Source organism: Kitasatospora sp. NPDC032121, assembly GCF_055580145.1.
The window spans coordinates 542,762-560,516 of sequence record NZ_JBVILX010000002.1; the positions used below are offsets into that span (position 1 = coordinate 542,762).

At 74.8% G+C, this 17,755-nt stretch carries 14 protein-coding genes; 13 read left to right on the top strand and 1 reads right to left on the bottom strand.

Features of this window, described 5'->3' with window-relative positions:
• Positions 1–569 precede the first annotated feature (569 nt).
• The 7 genes from ssd (at position 570) to ACZ5OX_RS08355 (ending at position 6,463) form a co-directional block, all read left to right on the top strand.
• A complete protein-coding gene (ssd, locus tag ACZ5OX_RS08325) occupies positions 570–1,694 on the top strand; it encodes a septum site-determining protein Ssd (protein ID WP_392868203.1) in 1,125 nt (374 codons plus the stop codon).
• The gene (locus ACZ5OX_RS08330; RefSeq protein ID WP_465629235.1) at positions 1,694–3,031 is read left to right on the top strand and encodes a TadA family conjugal transfer-associated ATPase; all 1,338 of its coding nucleotides are present in this window, start codon (positions 1,694–1,696) and stop codon (positions 3,029–3,031) included. The genes ssd and ACZ5OX_RS08330 overlap by 1 nt, the downstream gene beginning before the upstream one ends.
• 145 nt (positions 3,032–3,176) lie before the next feature.
• Entirely contained in the window at positions 3,177–4,235 is a 1,059-nt protein-coding gene (locus ACZ5OX_RS08335; RefSeq protein ID WP_465629236.1) for a type II secretion system F family protein, read from the top strand.
• A gap of 176 nt (positions 4,236–4,411) precedes the next feature.
• Positions 4,412–5,008 carry a type II secretion system F family protein gene (locus tag ACZ5OX_RS08340; RefSeq protein WP_465629237.1) on the top strand — a complete coding sequence of 199 codons (597 nt, stop codon included), beginning with the start codon at positions 4,412–4,414 and terminating at the stop codon, positions 5,006–5,008.
• An 81-nt stretch (positions 5,009–5,089) separates the two neighbouring features.
• Entirely contained in the window at positions 5,090–5,362 is a 273-nt protein-coding gene (locus ACZ5OX_RS08345; RefSeq protein WP_465629238.1) for a DUF4244 domain-containing protein, read from the top strand.
• A 226-nt stretch (positions 5,363–5,588) separates the two neighbouring features.
• Positions 5,589–5,951 (top strand): TadE family type IV pilus minor pilin, encoded by a 363-nt coding sequence (locus tag ACZ5OX_RS08350; protein WP_465629239.1) that lies wholly within the window; start codon positions 5,589–5,591, stop codon positions 5,949–5,951.
• Positions 5,939–6,463, top strand: a complete 525-nt coding sequence (locus ACZ5OX_RS08355) for an Rv3654c family TadE-like protein (RefSeq protein WP_465629240.1) — start codon at positions 5,939–5,941, stop codon at positions 6,461–6,463. The genes ACZ5OX_RS08350 and ACZ5OX_RS08355 overlap by 13 nt, the downstream gene beginning before the upstream one ends.
• On the opposite strand, the gene ACZ5OX_RS08360 is transcribed toward ACZ5OX_RS08355, so the two are convergent.
• A complete protein-coding gene (locus tag ACZ5OX_RS08360; protein ID WP_465629241.1) occupies positions 6,458–8,884 on the bottom strand; it encodes a DEAD/DEAH box helicase in 2,427 nt (808 codons plus the stop codon). The genes ACZ5OX_RS08355 and ACZ5OX_RS08360 overlap by 6 nt on opposite strands.
• A 222-nt stretch (positions 8,885–9,106) precedes the next feature.
• Here ACZ5OX_RS08360 and bldG point away from each other — a divergent pair, with 222 nt between their 5' ends.
• From bldG to topA, 6 genes are all read left to right on the top strand, one after another.
• Positions 9,107–9,448 (top strand): anti-sigma factor antagonist BldG, encoded by a 342-nt coding sequence (bldG, locus tag ACZ5OX_RS08365; RefSeq protein WP_316522720.1) that lies wholly within the window; start codon positions 9,107–9,109, stop codon positions 9,446–9,448.
• 158 nt (positions 9,449–9,606) lie between these two features.
• Positions 9,607–10,026: an ATP-binding protein gene (locus ACZ5OX_RS08370; protein WP_465629242.1), complete on the top strand. Its 420-nt coding sequence runs from the start codon at positions 9,607–9,609 to the stop codon at positions 10,024–10,026.
• Positions 10,027–10,385: 359 nt separating this feature from the next.
• Positions 10,386–11,159, top strand: a complete 774-nt coding sequence (locus ACZ5OX_RS08375; protein WP_465629243.1) for a hypothetical protein — start codon at positions 10,386–10,388, stop codon at positions 11,157–11,159.
• A gap of 818 nt (positions 11,160–11,977) precedes the next feature.
• Positions 11,978–13,510 (top strand): DUF7059 domain-containing protein, encoded by a 1,533-nt coding sequence (locus tag ACZ5OX_RS08380; RefSeq protein ID WP_465629244.1) that lies wholly within the window; start codon positions 11,978–11,980, stop codon positions 13,508–13,510.
• 252 nt (positions 13,511–13,762) lie between these two features.
• A complete protein-coding gene (locus ACZ5OX_RS08385) occupies positions 13,763–14,221 on the top strand; it encodes a hypothetical protein (protein ID WP_465629245.1) in 459 nt (152 codons plus the stop codon).
• Between the two features lie 512 nt (positions 14,222–14,733).
• Positions 14,734–17,631, top strand: coding sequence for a type I DNA topoisomerase (gene topA, locus ACZ5OX_RS08390; protein WP_465629246.1), 2,898 nt, complete (start codon positions 14,734–14,736; stop codon positions 17,629–17,631).
• Positions 17,632–17,755: the final 124 nt, after the last annotated feature.

The window sequence follows — 17,755 nt, forward strand, 5'->3', positions numbered from 1 at the left end:
GGCTGTGGATAGACGACCCCCGCTCTCCCCCCCGGCGGGGGTCGTCGCACGTCCGGGGCCATTTTCAGGGCCTGAACGCCTCTCGCGGCGGATCCGCCGTCGTGGCCCCGACGGCCTACAGGGGGTGTCGACACCTCGGCCCGCCGATCGACTTCCGTCACTCTGCGTTGCCATTCGCTCATGTCCGTCGGAGATCGAACGGCTGGTTCCGATCGGTGCCGCGATCCCGCCCGGAGGCGGTGTCCGGAAGGCGGCGGGCGGGGGTCGGAGAGATCGGTCGAACGGGGTGCGACGGACCGCCGGTTCATCTCGGTGACCCCTTTTCGTCAATTCTTCGCCGATTAGCCCCCCGCCCGGGTGAACGATTTCATCCACAGCCCACGAGTTATCCACAGGCAATCGAATGCCGGATGACGGAATCCGGATCTCCCCCCACCGTGATGACCGGCGGCGGTCGCCGGGCAGGGCCTCACCCCTTCCTCCCTCAGAGGCCTGTCGGGCGGCCGCCCGCCGGAATCGTCCGACGTGCGTCGCCGGCCTGGTGGCAGGCGGCGCGGAGGGGAGCATCCATGTCGACGCCGATCGCCGACCACATCACCGCCGAGGGCCCCGCGGTCGCCGGGCCGCTCATCGTCACCGAGGACGAGGGCCTGGCCGAGCACCTCCTGCGGGTCTGCGCGGCGGCGGGCACCGAGCCGAGGCTGGTCCGGGGCGCCCCGCCGACGCGGGCCCTCTGGGAAGGGGCCTCGCTGGTCCTGGTCGGGGACGACCAGGCCGTCCGCTGCTCCGCGCTGGGGCGGCGCGGCGGGGTGCTGCTGCTCGGGCTGGACCTGGACGACCCCGGGGTGTGGGTCAGAGCCGTCCAACTCGGGGCCGAACACGTGCTGTTCCTGCCCGACGCCGAGGCCTGGCTGCTCGACCGGATCGCCGACGCGGCCGAAGGCGTCGGCTGCCCGGCGGTCACCGTCGCGGTGCTCGGCGGCTCGGGCGGGGCCGGGGCCTCGACCCTGGCCTGCGCGCTGGCGGTCACGGCCGCGCGGGCGGGCCGGCGGACGATGCTGCTGGACGGCGATCCGCTGGGCGGGGGCCTCGACATCCTGCTCGGCGGCGAGCGGGTCAGCGGGCTGCGCTGGCCCGATTTGGCGGGCTCCCGCGGGCGGGTCAGCGGGGCCGAGCTGGCCCGGGCGCTGCCGGTGCTCAAGCGGCTCTCCGCGCTGTCCTGCCTCTCCTGGGACCGCGGCGACACCCTGACGGTGCCGCCGGAGGCCATGCGCAGCGTGCTGGCCGCCTCCAGGCGGCGCGGCGGGCTGGTGGTGGTCGACGTACCCCGACACCTCGACGCGGCCGCGGGGCAGGCGCTGGAGCAGTCCGACCTGGCGCTCCTGGTGGTGTCCGCCGAGTTGCGCGCGGTGGCCGCTGCCGACCGCGTCGCCGCGGCGGCCCGGATGCGGCTCGGGGACGTGCGGGCCGTGGTGCGGCCGGTGCGGGCCGGCGGGCTGCCGGCCCGGCAGATCGTCCGAGGGCTGCGGTTGCCGCTGGCGGGGGAGCTGGAGCCGGAGCCGGGTCTGGCCCAGGACGTCGTGAAGGGCGTCCCGCCCGGCATCCGGGAGAGCGGCCCGCTCGCGCGCTTCTGCGCGAGCTTCCTGAACGAGGTGCTGCCGCCGGTGCCGGCGGTCGGGGGAGGTGTGTACTGATGGGCCGTCTGCGTGGAACGGTCCTCCGGGGTGGCACGCCCGGCCAGGACGGCGGTGCGCGGGAGCACCGGCCGCTGCGGAGCGTGCCGGTGCCCGGCGTGCCGCCGGAGCCCGGGCACGGGCCCTGCCCGTACGGCCGGACGGCCCGCGAGCAGCGGACGGCGGCCCTGGTGGACGCGGTCCGGCTGCGACTGGCCGAGTCGGGGGCCGCCCCGACGGTGGGCTCGGTCGCGGCCGCGCTGCGGGCCACCCGCCCGCCGCTCGGCGGGGACGAGGTCCTGGACACCGTGCGCTCGCTGCGCGCCGAACTGGTGGGTGCGGGCCCGCTGGAGCGGCTGTTGGCGGCACCCGACGTCACGGACGTCCTGGTGAACGGTCCGGAGGAGGTGTGGGTCGACCGTGGCGGCGGCCTGCAGCGAGCCACCGGTGTCCGCTTCGCCGACGCCGAGGCGGTGCGGCGGCTGGCCCACCGGCTGGCCACCGCGGCCGGCCGGCGGTTGGACGACGCCCGCCCCTGGGTGGACGCCCGGTTGCCGGACGGCACCAGGCTGCACGCGGTGCTGCCGCCGATCGCGGCCGGCTGCACGCACATCTCGCTGCGGGTCTGCCGCTCCCGGCCGTTCACGCTCGACGAGTTGGTGGCGGGCGGGTCGCTTCCACCGGAGGGTGCGGAACTGCTCGCGGGCATCGTGCGGGCCCGGCTGTCACTGCTGGTGTCCGGTGGGACGGGCTCGGGGAAGACCACGCTCCTGTCAGCCCTGCTCGGCCTGGTCGGGCCGGACGAGCGGATCGTGGTCGCCGAGGACTCCGCCGAGCTGCGACCGGCCCATCCGCACGTGGTCCGGCTCCAGGGCCGGCCGCCCAACCAGGAGGGGCTGGGCGAGTTCACCCTGCGCGACCTCGTCCGCCAGGCGCTGCGGATGCGCCCGGACCGGCTGGTGATCGGCGAGGTCCGCGGGCCCGAGGTGTCGGACCTGCTGGCCGCGCTGAACACCGGGCACGAGGGCGGCTGCGGCACGGTCCACGCCAACACGGCGGCGGACGTGCCGGTCCGGCTGGAGGCCCTGGGCGCGCTCGCCGGTCTCGACCGCGCGGCGCTGCACAGCCAGCTGCGGGCCGCACTCGACGTGGTGGTGCACCTGGTCCGCGATCCGGGTTCGGGGCGGCGCCGGGTGGCGGAGGTCCACACGTTGGCCGGGGCGGGAGACGGCTCGGCCGTGACCACACCCGCCGTGGCCTTCCCCGCGGCCGGCGGCATGCGTCCCGGTGCGGGCTGGGCGCGGCTGGTCGGACTGCTGGCGGCGCGCGGGGTGTCGCTCGGGCCGGGGCGGTCGTGATCGCGGCGGCGGCGAGGGCGGTCGGAGCGGACGTGCGGGTGATGGAACTCGCCTTCGCCCTGTTGCTGGGCGGGTGCGCCGTGGGCGCCCTGGTGCTGCTTGGTGGCCAGGGTCGGAAGGACTGGAGGCAACGGAGGTGATCGACATGATGCAAAGTCAGATCGCGCTGGGCTGGACGGTGGTGCTGTGCCTGGTGGCCGCCGCCGCGTGGCGGGCGGTGCAGGAGCAGTTGCCGGGTGGGCGACGCTCCAGGCTGGTGTTGGCGGGCAGTGGGCCTCCGGTGCGGTGGCCGGGCCCGGAGGTCGTGGAGCGGGGCCGAGGGCGGAGGCAGATTGTTCGGGGGCGGAGCCGGGGTCAGTTGCCGGAGTTCCTGGCACCCGAACTCCTGCTCCTGCCACTGGGGTTGGCTGCCGGGCAGGCCACCGCCTCGGCGGTGCCGGCGCTCGCGGCAGTCCTGGCCGTCCTGCCGCTGCGCAGCTGGCGGCTGCGGCGACGCCTGGCGGCGGAGGCCGGGCACCGGGCCGCGGCCGTGGTGGACCTCTGTGCGGGCCTGGCAGGGGAGTTGCGTGGCGGGGCGACGCCGGAACAGGCGCTGCACCTGGTCACCGCGCGACTCGCCGCCGCCCCGGAGGCGCTGCGCAGGCTCGGCGAGGAGCCGGTGGCCCGATTGGCGGCGGGCCGGTACGGCGGAGACGTGCCCGCCGCGCTGCACCTGCTGGCCGAACTGCCGGGCGGTCGTGGGGCCGCGGCCATCGCGGCCTGCTGGCGGGTGGCCGCGGACAGCGGGTCGGGGCTGGCCGCCGCCCTGGACCGGGTCGCGGAGGCGCTGCGCGGCGAGCGGGCACTCGCGGAGGAGATCGCCGGGGAACTGGCCGGGCCGCGCGCGACGATCGCCGTCCTGGCCGCCTTGCCGGGCGTCGGACTGTTCCTCGGTGCCGCGCTCGGGGCGCGTCCGCTGGAGGTCCTGTTGCACACCCCGTCCGGGCTGGGCTGCCTCGTGGCGGGGGCGGTCCTGGAGGGTCTGGGTGTGCTCTGGACGGCGCGCATCGTCCGGGCTGCGGCCCGAGGGGCGCTGGAGGAGCCCCCGGGGCGGGGCGGGCGACGTCGACTCGCCGATCGTGTCGCACCGGGTCCGCGGGCGGGCGAGCGGCACTGCGGGCTGTCTCGGGTGCGCGCACGAGTGCTCGGGGCGGGGGCGGGGTGATCCGGGGCATCGAGTGGGCGGCGGCCGTCCTCCCGGCGGGTGCGACTGTCCTGGGATGGGCGTGGGTGCGCGGCCGGGTGAGGCGCCGAGGGGTGTTCGCCCGGGCCCGTGAGCGGCAGGAGGCTCGGAATCGAACCGGGCTGACGGCCTTGGGGGTTGGGCATCGGCGGCAGGCGGTGGCGGCGGTCGTCGTCGGGCTCGCGGCGACGGCACTGCTCGGTGGCGGCACCGGGCCGGCCGTCGGGGTGCTGCTGGCGGTGGGCGTCCACCGGTGGTCGGCCCGGGCGCCGTCGACGGGCGCTCGCAAGGCGGTCCGCGAGGAGGAGCTTCTGACGAGGCAACTCCCCCTGGGTGCCGAGCTGTTGGCCGCCTGCCTCGGCTCGGCGGCGCTGCCCTCGGAAGCCGTGTCGGCGGTGGGCCGGAGCGTGGGGGCGCCACTGGGGCCCCGGCTGGTGGCGATCGGGGCCGAACTGGCCCTGGGCGCTCCGCCGGAGCTGTGCTGGCACCGACTGGGAGAGCAGCACCCGTCGCTGGCACCGCTGGCCCGTTGCCTGGAGCGCAGCAGCCTCGGCGGTGTCCCCGCCGCCGGCCCATTGATCGGGCTGGCCCAGGGGCAGCGCACGGCGGCCGCTCGGGCGGCCCACGCCCGGGTCCGCCGGGCCGCGGTGCTCGCCACCGCGCCGCTGGGGCTCTGCTTCCTCCCGGCCTTCGTCCTGATCGGCGTGGTGCCGGTGGTCGTCGGCCTCACCAGCCGCTTCGCCCAGGCGATGTGAACAAGAGCCGGGCGCGGGACAGCAGCAGACGACGACCGGCAGCAACAGACAGCAATGGACATCGAGCGACAGGAGAGTTTCATGACCGCAGTGATCGCGATCGGGCCCGGTGCCGGGCGTCCGCTCCGCCCGTCGGCCGGCACGTGGCGGCGGAGGAGCCGCCGGGTGGCCTGCCGGGTGCGCAGGGTGGCCCGGCTCCGGGGCCGCTCGGACGCCGGGATGACCACGGCCGAGTACGCCGTCGGGACGCTGGCCGCGTGCGCCCTCGCGGCCGTGCTGTACAAGGTGGTGACCGGCGATGCCATCACGAGTGCGCTGACCGACATGCTGGTGCGGGCGCTCCATGCGGCGTAGGGCCGGAAAGCCTTGGGGCGCGGATGGTGTCGGCCGCCGACTTCTGTCGGCCCGGCGGGCGATGGACGGCCCCGCCTCCGCCGTGCGAGGCGGACACCTCGACCCCGCCCCGCCCGCGCTCCGGGCGGGTGGTGGGGGCCCGGACACAGGCCGGGGCCGCACGGGGGAGGGCGGCGCCCGCCGGGTGTGGTCGCTGCGCCCGGGGCGGCGCGGCGACGCGGGCTTCGTGACGGCGGAGACGGCGGTGGCGCTGCCGGCACTCGTCCTGCTCGCGGCGATGCTGATCTGGGGCGTACTCGCGGCGGCCGCACAGATCCGCTGCGTGGACGCCGCCCGGGTCGGCGCCAGGGCGGCCGCGCGCGGGGAGGCGGACGCGGCCGAACTCGCCCGCGCGGCGGCCCCGCCGGGCGCACGGGTCCGGGTGGCCGTGGCGGCCGACACGGTCCGGGTCGACGTGGAGGCGCCGTGCGCGGGGCCGGGCAGACTCGGCGAGTTGTTGGCCGTCCGGCTCGGTGCGGCGGCCGTGGCGGCGCGGGAGGACGTCCTGATGGCGGCCACGGAGGGCGGTGGTGGCCCATGGCCGTCCTGATCGGGCTGCGGGAGACGGCGGAGCGGGTGCTGCGCACTCGTGCGGCCCGAGTGGCGGCGCTGGGCGGACGAGGGCCGGACGCCGGCTCGGCGACGGTCTGGCTGCTCGCCCTGGCGATGTCGGGCACGGCGGTGTTCGCCGGGACACTCGCGGTCGGCTCGGTGGTCGCCGCTCGGCACCGGGCCGAGTCGGCGGCCGACCTCGCGGCCCTCGCCGCCGCGGACCGGCTGCTGCTGGACCAGGACGGCGGCTGCGGCCGGGCCGCCGGGATCGCCGCCGCTCAGGGCGCCGGGCTGGTGTCCTGCACGGTCGACCGGTCGGCGGACGCCGTCGAGGTGGTGGCCGAGGCGGAGGTCCGCGGGCTCCCGGCCCGAGTGCCGGTCGGTCCGGCCCGGGCGAGCGCCCGAGCCGGACCGGTACGGGCTCCGGTCACCGGCTCCGAGGACGCGCCGGGCGGCGGGCCGGGCGGATCCCCGGCCGGGGCTCCGAGCGCAGCGGCGGCGGCCTCATGAACCGGTCGGCGCTCCACCGTCCGGTCCCGAGGGCGCCTCCGGCTCGTCCGTCGCGGGCTTCCGCCCGCCGTCCGGCTGCGGTCCGTCGTCCGGTGCCTCGGCGGCGCCAGGTGCTCCGGCCAGCAGGACGTCCAGGAGCCGGACAGCGGCGGACTTGTCCAGCGGGTCGTTCCCGTTGCCGCACTTGGGTGACTGGACGCAGGACGGGCAGCCGCGCTCGCACTCGCAGGAGGCGATCGCCGTCCGGGTGGCCGTCAGCCACTCGACGGCCCGCTGGAAGCCGCGTTCGGCGAAGCCGGCCCCGCCCGGGTGGCCGTCGTAGACGAACACGGTCGGCAGCCCGGTGTCCGGGTGCAGCGGCACGGACACGCCACCGATGTCCCACCGGTCACAGGTGGCGAACAGCGGCAGCAGGCCGATCGAGGCGTGCTCGGCGGCGTGGGCGGCGCCGGGCAGTTGGTCGAGCGGGATGTCCGCGTCGAGCAGCTGGTTCTCGGTGACGGTCCACCAGACCGCGCGGGTGCGCAGCGTGCGGGGCGGCAGGTCGAGCTTGGTCTCGCCCATGATCTCTCCGGTGGAGATCCGCTTGCGGAGGTAGCCGACCACCTGGTTGACGACCTCCACCGAGCCGAAACAGAGTCGGCCCTCGCCCCAGTCCACGGTGGTGTCGGTGTCGAGGACGGAGATGGAGGTGATGTCGCGGGCGGCCGTGGTGTACGGAGGGTCGGCCGGTTCGACCAGCGCCACGGAGTTCTCCAGGTCGAACTCCCTGACCAGGTACGTGCGGCCCTGGTGCAGGTGGACGGCCCCGGTGTGGACGGTGGTGTGGGCGGCCGCGGCGTCCACCGTGCCGAGCAGCCGGCCGGTGTCGGCCTCGACGATCTGCACCGGGCTGCCGCCGCTGCCGCGCAGGTCCACCGCGTCGGCCGCGCGCTCGCGGCGGGTCCAGTACCAGGAGCCGTCGCCGCGCCGGCGCAGCAGGCCGCGCCGCTCCAGAACCGGCAGCAGCGGCTCGGTGGAAGGCCCGAAGAGCTCCAGGTCGGCCTCGGTGAGCGGGAGTTCGGCGGCGGCCGCGCACAGGTGCGGGGCGAGCACGTGCGGGTTGTCGGGGTCGAGCACGGTGGCCTCGACGGGGGCCGCGAACAGTGCCTCCGGGTGGTGCACCAGGTAGGTGTCCAGAGGGTCGTCCCGGGCGATCAGGACGGCGAGCGCGCCCTGGGCCTCCCGGCCCGCCCGGCCCGCCTGCTGCCAGAGCGAGGCCCGGGTGCCGGGATAGCCGGCCATCAGGACGGCGTCGAGACCGGAGATGTCGACGCCGAGTTCGAGAGCGGAGGTGGAGGCGAGGCCGAGCAGTCGGCCGGTGTGCAAGTCGCGCTCCAGGGCCCGGCGTTCGTCGGCGAGGTAGCCGCCGCGGTAGGCGGCCACCCGTCCGGCGAGCGGACGGCCGAGCTGGTCCTGGGCCTGGAGTGCGACGAGCTCGGCGGCCCGCCGGGAGCGCACGAAGACGACGGTGCGGGTCTCCCGCTCGACCAGGTCGGTCAGCAGGTGCGCGGCTTCGGCGGTCGCGGTGCGGCGCACGGGCGCGCCGTGCTCGCCGACGTTCTCGGTCAGCGGCGGTTCCCAGAGGCCGAAGACCATCGGCCCGCGCGGCGAGGCGTCCTCGGTGACGGCAACGGCGGGCAGGCCGGTCAGCCGCCGGGCGGTCGCGGCCGGGTCGGCGGTGGTGGCGGAGGCCAGCAGGAAGGTGGGTGACGAACCGTAACGGGCGCAGATGCGGCGCAGCCGCCGCAGCACCTGGGCGACGTGCGAGCCGAACACGCCCCGGTAGCTGTGGCACTCGTCGACGACCACGTAGCGCAACGCCTTGAGGAAGGAGGACCAGCGGGCGTGGCCGGGCAGGATGCCCCGGTGCAGCATGTCCGGGTTGGTGAGCACGTAGGAGGCGTACTGGCGGACCCACTCGCGCTCCTCGGGCGGGGTGTCGCCGTCGTACAGGGCGGCGCGGACCCTCGGCGGGGCGAGTTCGGCGGCCCGGCGGCGCTGGTCGGCGGCGAGCGCCTTGGTCGGGGCCAGGTAGAGCGCGGTGGCGCCGCGGCCGTTGCGGGCCTCGGTGCCGTCCAGCAGGTCGCTGAGCAACGGGGCCAGGTAACCCAGCGACTTGCCCGAGGCGGTGCCTGTGGCGATCACCACAGTCTGGCCGCTTTTGGCCAGGTTCATCGCTTCTGCCTGGTGCGCCCACGGCTGTTCCACCCCGACGGCGCGCGCCGCGGCCACCACCTCAGGACGGATCGAGTCGGGCCACGGTGAATAACGTGCAGGCCGGGCGGGAAGGTGCTCCGTATGGGTGAGCCGGTCGGACCGCCCCCGACTGGTGGCCAGGGTCGTGAGCAGTGCCTCGGGCGGGCTGTGTCGGGGCGGCATGAGGACCCAGTGTGTCACCGGCGTGACGGAGAATCGTCGTAAGCCATCGTGCGGGCATGGCCGCAGGTGGTTGAATGTGGCCGTGACGGCCGTATGGCCGTGGGTCGCAGCGCTGAGGCTTGCCACGCGTTGGCTGGGCGCGCCCGGGCTCGCGACCATGCGGTGGCGGCCGTCCGGCCGAGGATCGCACATGACGTAGCAAGGCAAGGTGCTGGAGGTTCCGTGGACCTGTCCCTGTCGACCCGTTCAGTCGGCGATCGTACGGTCGTCGAGGTTGGCGGCGAGATCGATGTGTACACCGCCCCGAAGCTGCGGGAGCAGCTGGTCGAGCTCGTCAACGACGGCAAGTACCACCTCGTCGTCGACATGGAGGGCGTTGACTTCCTCGACTCGACCGGCCTCGGTGTGCTGGTGGGTGGTCTGAAGCGGGTGCGCGCTCACGAGGGCTCGCTGCGCCTCGTCTGCAACCAGGAGCGCATCCTGAAGATCTTCCGCATCACCGGCCTGACCAAGGTCTTCCCGATCCACACGTCGGTGGACGACGCGGTCCAGGCGACCGACTGACGCGGCCGGGCCGGTCCGTGCGGCCGGCCCAGCTCGTTACCTCGCGTCCGGGGCCCGGGCCCGTGTGGCCCGGCGTCTCCCGGGCGCCACTGGGCCGGTGCAGCCGGCCCGCAGGGGCCGGACCTCCGGCCCCGGTCGGAGCACCCCGAGGGGGAGAGATGGCAACCGTCGAACTTCGATTCAGCGCGCTTCCCGAGCACGTGCGGACGGCCAGGCTGGTCGCCGCGGCCGTCGCCAGACGGGCCGGGGTCGACGAGTCGGTGCTCGACGAGGTGCGGCTCGCGGTCGGTGAGGCCTGCTCCCGTGCGGTCGGGCTGCACCAGCGCGGAGGCATCGGTGGCGCGGTCAGGGTCGCGTTGATCGATCAGGAGAAGCGTTTCCTCATCGAGGTCGAGGACGAGGCCGGCCCTGCCGCCGTCCCGGCCTCCGGCGACGCCGAGGGCGGCGAGCCGGAGGAGGACACCCTGGGTCTCGCGGTGATCACCGGCCTGGTCGAGGACCTGGAGGTCACCAACGGCACGGACGGTGGCCTGATTCGGATGAGCTGGCCGGTTTCGGTCGCTTCCGTCGCTGTCTGAGGCGCCTTTCCCGAGTTCGGCGTTTCGCGTTTCCGCGTGTCCGTGTTTCCGCGCTCCCTTGTTGTTTCGGCGCTCCCTCGTTCCCTCGCGATGCCGGGGGCTGGAGCCCGCTCCCCGGGCACGCGGTGGCAACTCGGTGATCCCGGCGATCCACCGCTTCCGGCATGTCCGGGCCCGGTGCACCGCGCACGCCCGTGGCCGCCTCCGGCGGGCTGGACGAGGATGCCCGGGTGCCGCCGCGGACGCGGCCCGGTCGGGGCTCGGCCGACGGGCGGGCAACAGTGCAGGGAACCGGGGGACGGACACCGGCCGTGTAGGTTCGACGACCGATGACGACCGAAACCGAAAGGCCTCTCCCGGTGAACAAGCGACTGCTGGCCGTACCCGCCCTCGGCGTGCTGCTCGCGTTCGGCGCCGTCGGCTGCGGCGGCGACGACAACAACAGCAAGCAGCTGGAGTCCTGGGCGTCGACCGTCTGCGGCGCGGCCAAGGACCCGATCGCCCAGGCACAGGCCGCGCTCGCCGACACCGGCCAGGTGAAGACCGGCGAGGCTCCGGCCGACCTCCAGAAGCGGCTCTCCACGGACATCGGGCGGTTGGCCAAGACCAACCAGGACATAGCCGCCGCCATCGACGCGGCCGGGGCGCCCAAGGTGCAGGACGGTGCGGCCCTCCAGAAGGACACCGTCGACGAGCTGAAGAAGGCGGCCGACGGCTACGTGGAGGTCCAGAAGAAGCTGGACGCGCTGCCCAACACCGACCAGGCCAAGTTCGCCGACGGGCTGCGCAGCGTGGCCGACCAGGTGCAGCAGCTGGCCTCGCTCTCCACCCAGGCGCAGAGCAAGCTCCAGCGCGGTGACCTCGGCGCGGCGATGGCCAAGCAGGAGGGCTGCAAGCCGTCCTCGACGACCGCCCCGACCGCTGGTGCCACCGGTGGCGCGGGTGCCGGCGCGAGCGGCACCCCGGCGCCGGGCGGCGCGGCCACGACCCCGGCGGCGCCCGGTACCCCCGGTGCCACCGACACCCCGGCGCCCGGTGCGACTGATGGTGCGAGCCCGGCCGCGCCCGGTGCGACCACCGCTCCCGCGGCGTCGCCCGCCACTGGGGCGAGCCCCGCGCCCAGCGCGAGCTGAGCCTGGGCGGGCCGGATGACCGGTCGCGTCCGTCCCGGTACCGGCCTGGTCCGGTGCCGGGTGGCGGGCCCGTGGCCCGCGCGGAAAGTGGTGTCCGTGGGTGGGCCGCCGCCCCGGAACCGCCGTTTTCTGCGGGCCCTGGCGCCCGGTGTGACTGCCGCTCCCGCGATGCCGCCTGCGGCTGCGGCGAGCCCCGCGCCCAGCGCGAGCTGAGCCTAGGCGGGCCGGACGATCCGCCGCGTCCGTCCCGGTACCGGGGTCACGTCCGGTGGCAGGCGGTGCGTCGGCGACGGTGGTGGCGCGGGCCGGTGGTTCGCGCGGAGGCGGTGCTCGCGGTGGGTCAGCCCCGGAGCCGTCTTCCGCGGGCCCCGGCGCCCGGTGCGACTGACCGTGCGAGCCCGGCCGCGCCCGGTGCGACCACCGCTCCCGCGCCGCCGCCCGTCACTGCGGCTAGCCCCGGGCCCAACATGGGCCCAGCACGGGGCCCAGCACGGGCCGAGCGGCGGGCCGGACGATCCGGCGCGTCCGTTCCGGTACCGGTCACGGCCGGCGCTGGGCGGCGCGGGCCTGCGGGCCTTGCGGAGGTGGTGTCCGTGGTGGGCCGCTGCCCTGGAACCGCCGTTTTCCCGCGGGTCGGCGCCATCGGAGGGGTGGTTCCCGAGAGCCGGCAGGCCCAGGGCGGCCGCGGAACGACTTGATGTGCGCCCAAGGGCGGCGCGTGGGGGCTTTCGGGGGCGCGCGGGGTGGTGTGGGCTTCGGTTGGGTGGGCGCGGGGCGCAGGGGCGGCCGCGGGGTGGGCGGCGGGGGACAATGGCGGGGTGATCAGTAGCCCCGTTCTCGACCCGACCCGCCTCGCCAAGTTCCGTGAGGCGCTGCTCGCCGCCTCGTTCACCGCCGACGGGTGCCTGGACCTGCTCGGGCCCACCGGCTATTCGGCGTTGGCCCGCAGCGAGGCGGTCCCGGCGCTGCGGGCGACCCGTGGGGGCAGCCCGCTGGAGACGCTGGTGCGGCTGTTCCTGCTCCAGCAGCCGGTCCCGTACCGGGCGGCCGCCGCCGCGCTGCCGGTGGAGGACTGCCTGGCGGACGGCTGGCTGCGCTCCGACGGCGATCTGGTGCGCGCCACCGTCGACGTCCGACCGTACGCCAACGAGGTGGCCGGGATGCCCAGTTCGGACGCCTGGGTGGTTTCCGACCTCGGTTGCGCGGTGGGCGGCGCCGGCGGCATCGGCTCCGGCGAGACCGCGCACGGGGTGGCCCGCAAGGACCTGGTGCTGGGCGTCGGCGGTGCCTCCACCACGCTGGCCAACATCACCGTGCGTCGCCCCGTCCGGGCCGCGCTGGACCTCGGTTCGGGCTCCGGCGTGCAGGCGCTGCACGCGGCCCGGCACGCCGGGACCGTCACCGCGACGGACGTCAACCCGCGTGCGCTGCGCTTCACCGAGCTGACCCTGGCGCTGTCCGGCTTCGACAACATCGAGGCGTCCGCCGGAAGCCTCTTCGAGCCGGTCGGGGAGCGGAAGTTCGACCTGATCGTCTCCAACCCGCCGTTCGTCATCTCGCCGGCCGGCCGGTTCACCTACCGCGACGGCGGCATGGCCGGCGACGACCTGTGCCGCAAACTGGTCCGCTCGGCCGCCGAGCACCTGGAGCCCGGCGGCTACTGCCAGCTGCTCGCCAACTGGCAGCACGTCAAGGGCGAGGACTGGCACGAGCGGCTGGCCGGCTGGGTCGCGGGCACCGGCCTGGACGCCTGGATCGTCCAGCGCGAGGTCCAGGACGTGGCCCAGTACGCCGAGTTGTGGCTGCGCGACGGCGGGGACCACCGCGGCCCCGGCGGCGACTACCAGGCCCGGTACGGCGAGTGGCTGGACGCCTTCGAGGCGGGCCGGGTCGAGGGCATCGGCATGGGCTGGATCACCCTGCGGGCGAGTGGCGCCGAGCGTCCGACCGTACGGGTCGAGGAGTGGCCGCACCCGGTGGAGCAGCCGCTCGGCCCGCACATCGAGGCCTGGTTCGACCGGCAGGACTTCCTCCGCTCGCACGACGACGCGGGCCTGCTCGCGGCCCGCTACGTGCTGGCCGACGAGGTGGTCCAGGAGCAGGTCGGCGCGCCGGGCGCGGAGGACCCGGAGCACGTGATCCTGCGTCACAACCGCGGCATGCGGCGGGCCACCAAGGTGGACACCGTGGGTGCCGGCTTCGTCGGGGTCTGCGACGGGACGCTGTCGGCGGGCGAGATCGTGGACGCCATCGCGCAGCTGCTCGGCGAGGACCGGGTGGTCCTGCGGGACCGGGTGCCGGAGTCGCTGCGCCTGCTGACCGAGCAGGGGTTCATCGAGCCGGTCCGCTGAGCCCGGGCACGTCGAGGCCAGGCACGTCGAACCCGGGCACGTCGAGGCCAGGCACGTCGAACCCGGGCACGTCGAGGCCGGCCCCCTCGAGGTGAGCCCTCGCCGGGACCGGCCCTGCCGTTGCCGGGCCGGTTCACCCGCCCGTACCCCCTGGTTCGTCCGGTCGCCGCCGAGCGGCTGTCTCCCGTTGGCTCTCCGCTGTGAAGCTCTGTCCACAGGCTGTGGACAGAGCTGGGGAGCCGGGGGCCAGGGGTGGACGCGACGACGGCGATGGTGGGCGGGTCGGTGCTCGCCCTCTTCGGTGGCGTGCTGCTGCTCTGGTGCGCCGCCGAAGTGAGCCTGCGCCTGCGGGTGCGCCGCCGGGGGACGCCGGCGGTGGCCACCGTGGTGGCCGAGGACGACGTGCACGGCCGGCTGGACAGCGCGCCGCTGCTCTCCTTCTCGGTGCCGCCCTCGGTCGGGGAGCCCGGCGCGTTCGGGATCGCGGGGCTCGTGATCGCCCGTCCGCGCGGGCACACCCCGCTGCGCCGTCCGGACCGTTTCGTGCCCGGCGCCTCGGTGCGGATCTGTTACGACCCGCGGCGCCCGAGCCGGGTGGTGCTGGCGGCGGAGGAGGTCGGCCGGGCGGTCGTCGTCGACCTGCTGTGGAGCGTCCTGGGCGTGGGTTGCCTGGCGGCGGGCGCCGGACTCCTGGCCGCGGCCGGCGGCTGAGCCACCGGCGGTCCCTGAGCACGCTCCCGAGCGCAACCCCTGCTCACACCCCCGAGCGCAACCCCTGCTCACACCGCCGAGCGCAACCCCTGTTCGCACCCCAGACGCACACCCGGCCCCTGTGATCCCGGAGCACCACCCCCGCAGCACCACCCCCGCAGCGCCACCCCCGGGTACCCGCGAGCGGTTCGCGGGCGAGTGCCCGTGCCCGCCCGTCGATTTTCCGTTGACAGATCTTGAAATCCGTCATTCCATCCTCCGGAACCTGCCGAAGGCCCCCCTCCGCGGGGCGCGAACCTCCGTCATCGGGTTACCGTTCGAGTGGCGTCGGAGAGCCCGGCAAGTGAAAAAGCGGGATCCGTCCGTTTGACAAGGGTGGCCGGGGTACGGTCACACTCCGCTGGTGGGGGTGTCGTGCCGCGGCAGCCCCGGGACGGTGAGGGGGTCGGGCGGAGCGCAGCCCGTGCTGCCGCGCCGACCAGCCCCATAAGGACCGGGAGAGAAGAGCGAAGGTGTCCCCGAGCAGCGAGACCGCGCACGGACAGCGACTCGTCATTGTCGAGTCGCCGGCCAAGGCGAAGACGATCAAGGGCTACCTGGGCCCCGGCTACATCGTCGAGGCGAGCGTCGGGCACATCCGCGACCTCCCCAGCACCGCGGCCGAGGTGCCGGACAAGTACACCGGCGAGGTGCGCCGCCTCGGGGTGGACGTCGACCACGACTTCGCGCCCATCTACGTGGTCAACGCGGACAAGAAGTCCCAGGTCAGCAAGTTGAAGTCGCTGCTCGCGGAGTCCGACGAGCTCTTCCTCGCCACCGATGAGGACCGCGAGGGCGAGGCCATCGCGTGGCACCTCCAGCAGGTGCTGAAGCCCAAGGTGCCGGTGCACCGCATGGTGTTCCACGAGATCACCAAGTCGGCGATCCAGGAGGCCGTGGCCAACCCGCGCGAGCTCAACCAGCGCCTGGTCGACGCCCAGGAGACCCGCCGCATCCTCGACCGGCTGTACGGCTTCGAGGTCTCGCCGGTGCTGTGGAAGAAGGTCATGCCGAAGCTGTCGGCGGGCCGCGTGCAGTCCGTCGCCACCCGTCTGGTGGTCGAGCGCGAGCGCGAGCGGATGGCCTTCCGCACCGCCTCGTACTGGGACCTGGTCGGCACCTTCGGCACCGGCCGCACCCCGGTCGACTCCGCCGATCCGGAGACCTTCGGCGCCCGGCTGGCCGCCGTCGACGGCAAGCGGATCGCCAGCGGCCGCGACTTCGGCCAGGACGGCCGGCTGAAGGCCGCCAGCGCGAACACCCTGCACCTGGACGAGCAGGCGGCCCGTCAGTTGGCCGCCGCCCTGGAGCAGACGGCGTTCGCCGTCCGCAGCGTCGAGTCCAAGCCGTACCGCCGCTCGCCGTACGCGCCGTTCCGCACCACGACGCTCCAGCAGGAGGCCAGCCGCAAGCTGGGCTTCGGCGCCAAGCGGACCATGCAGGTGGCCCAGAAGCTGTACGAGAACGGCTTCATCACCTATATGCGTACCGACTCCACCACGCTGTCGGACACCGCGATCACCGCGGCCCGGGCCCAGGTCACCCAGCTGTACGGCGCCGACTACCTGCCGGACGCCCCGCGCACCTACGCCAGCAAGGTCAAGAACGCGCAGGAGGCGCACGAGGCCGTCCGCCCGTCCGGCGACCGCTTCCGCACCCCCGCCGAGACCGGTCTGACCGGTGACGACTTCAAGCTGTACGAGCTGATCTGGATGCGCACCGTCGCCTCCCAGATGAAGGACGCGGTCGGCCAGTCCGTCACCGTCCGGGTCGGCGGCACCTCGGCCGACGGCCGAGACGTCGAGTTCTCCGCCTCCGGCAAGATCATCACCTTCCACGGCTTCCTCAAGGCCTACGTCGAGGGCGCCGACGACCCGAACGCCGAGCTCGACGACCGCGAGCGCCGACTGCCGCAGGTCGCCCAGGGCGACCCGCTGGCCGCCGAGCGGATCACCCCGGAGGGCCACGCCACCAAGCCGCCGGCCCGCTACACCGAGGCCTCGCTGGTCAAGGAGCTGGAGGACCGGGAGATCGGCCGCCCCTCCACCTACGCGTCGATCATCGACACGATCATCCAGCGCCGGTACGTCTTCAAGAAGGGGACGGCGCTCGTCCCGTCCTTCCTCTCCTTCGCCGTGGTCAACCTGCTGGAGAAGCACTTCGGCCGACTGGTCGACTACGACTTCACCGCCAAGATGGAGGACGACCTCGACCGGATCGCCGCCGGCGAGGCGCAGTCCGTGCCGTGGCTGAAGCGCTTCTACTTCGGCGAGGGCGAGGGCCACGCAGCGGGCGGGGCCGCCGAGGCCGGCAACGGCGACGGCGACCACCTGGGCGGCCTGAAGGAACTGGTCACCGACCTCGGCGCGATCGACGCCCGGGAGATCAGCTCGTTCAAGGTCAGCGATGACATCACCCTGCGGGTCGGCCGCTACGGCCCGTACGTCGAGCGCGCCTCGGCCGTCGAGGGCGAGCCCGGCCAGCGCGCCGACATCCCGGACGAGCTGCCGCCGGACGAGCTCACCGTCGAGCTGGCCGAGGAGCTGCTGGCCAAGCCCAGCGGCGACTTCGAGCTCGGCCCGGACCCGGTCAGCGGCAACATGCTGGTCGCCAAGGACGGCCGCTACGGCCCGTACGTGACCGAGATCCTGCCCGAGGGCACGCCGAAGACCGGCAAGAACGCGGTCAAGCCGCGCACCGCCTCGCTGTTCAAGACGATGTCGCTGGACACCGTCACGCTGGAGGACGCGCTGCGGCTGCTCTCGCTGCCGCGGGTGGTCGGCACCGACGCCGAGGGCGCGGAGATCACCGCGCAGAACGGCCGCTACGGCCCGTACCTCAAGCGCGGCACCGACTCCCGGTCGCTCACCAGTGAGGACCAGCTCTTCACGATCACCCTCGACGAGGCGCTGGCGATCTACGCCCAGCCGAAGCAGCGCGGTCGGGCCGCCGCCGCCCCGCCGCTCAAGGAGCTGGGCAACGACCCGGTCAGCGAGCGCCCGGTGGTGGTCAAGGACGGCCGCTTCGGCCCGTACGTGACCGATGGCGAGACCAACGCGACGCTCCGCAAGGACGACGACGTCGAGACCATCACGCCCGAGCGCGGGTACGAGCTGCTCGCCGAGAAGCGGGCGCGCGGACCGGTGAAGAAGGCCGCGAAGAAGGCCCCGGCGAAGAAGGCCGCGGCCAAGAAGACGACCACGGCCAAGACCGCGGCGACCAAGACCGCGGCGAAGAAGACCGCCGCGAAGAAGACCACCGCCACCAAGACGGCGGCGGCGAAGAAGACGGCGGCCAAGAAGACGGCGGCCAAGAAGACCGCCGCCACCAAGACGGCCGCGAGCGAGACCACCGCCACCGACGAGGGCTGAGCCCAGGTCACGGCAGCTGGGCCCGTGCCCCCGATCCCGGGGGTGCGGGCCCGGGGTCGTCCGGGTCCGTGCGGGGTACGTCACAACCCGGTGATGAGCGGGATCCGGAAGCCCGTTCGTCTCA

Coding starts and splice junctions, on each gene's coding strand:
- ACZ5OX_RS08370 (WP_465629242.1), top strand. CDS start 9,607: ATGGCAACCGTCGAACTTCGATTCAGCGCGCTTCCCGAGCACGTGCGG.
- ACZ5OX_RS08335 (WP_465629236.1), top strand. CDS start 3,177: ATGATGCAAAGTCAGATCGCGCTGGGCTGGACGGTGGTGCTGTGCCTG.
- ACZ5OX_RS08345 (WP_465629238.1), top strand. CDS start 5,090: ATGACCGCAGTGATCGCGATCGGGCCCGGTGCCGGGCGTCCGCTCCGC.
- ACZ5OX_RS08330 (WP_465629235.1), top strand. CDS start 1,694: ATGGGCCGTCTGCGTGGAACGGTCCTCCGGGGTGGCACGCCCGGCCAG.
- ACZ5OX_RS08360 (WP_465629241.1), bottom strand. CDS start 8,884: ATGCCGCCCCGACACAGCCCGCCCGAGGCACTGCTCACGACCCTGGCC.
- ssd (WP_392868203.1), top strand. CDS start 570: ATGTCGACGCCGATCGCCGACCACATCACCGCCGAGGGCCCCGCGGTC.
- ACZ5OX_RS08355 (WP_465629240.1), top strand. CDS start 5,939: ATGGCCGTCCTGATCGGGCTGCGGGAGACGGCGGAGCGGGTGCTGCGC.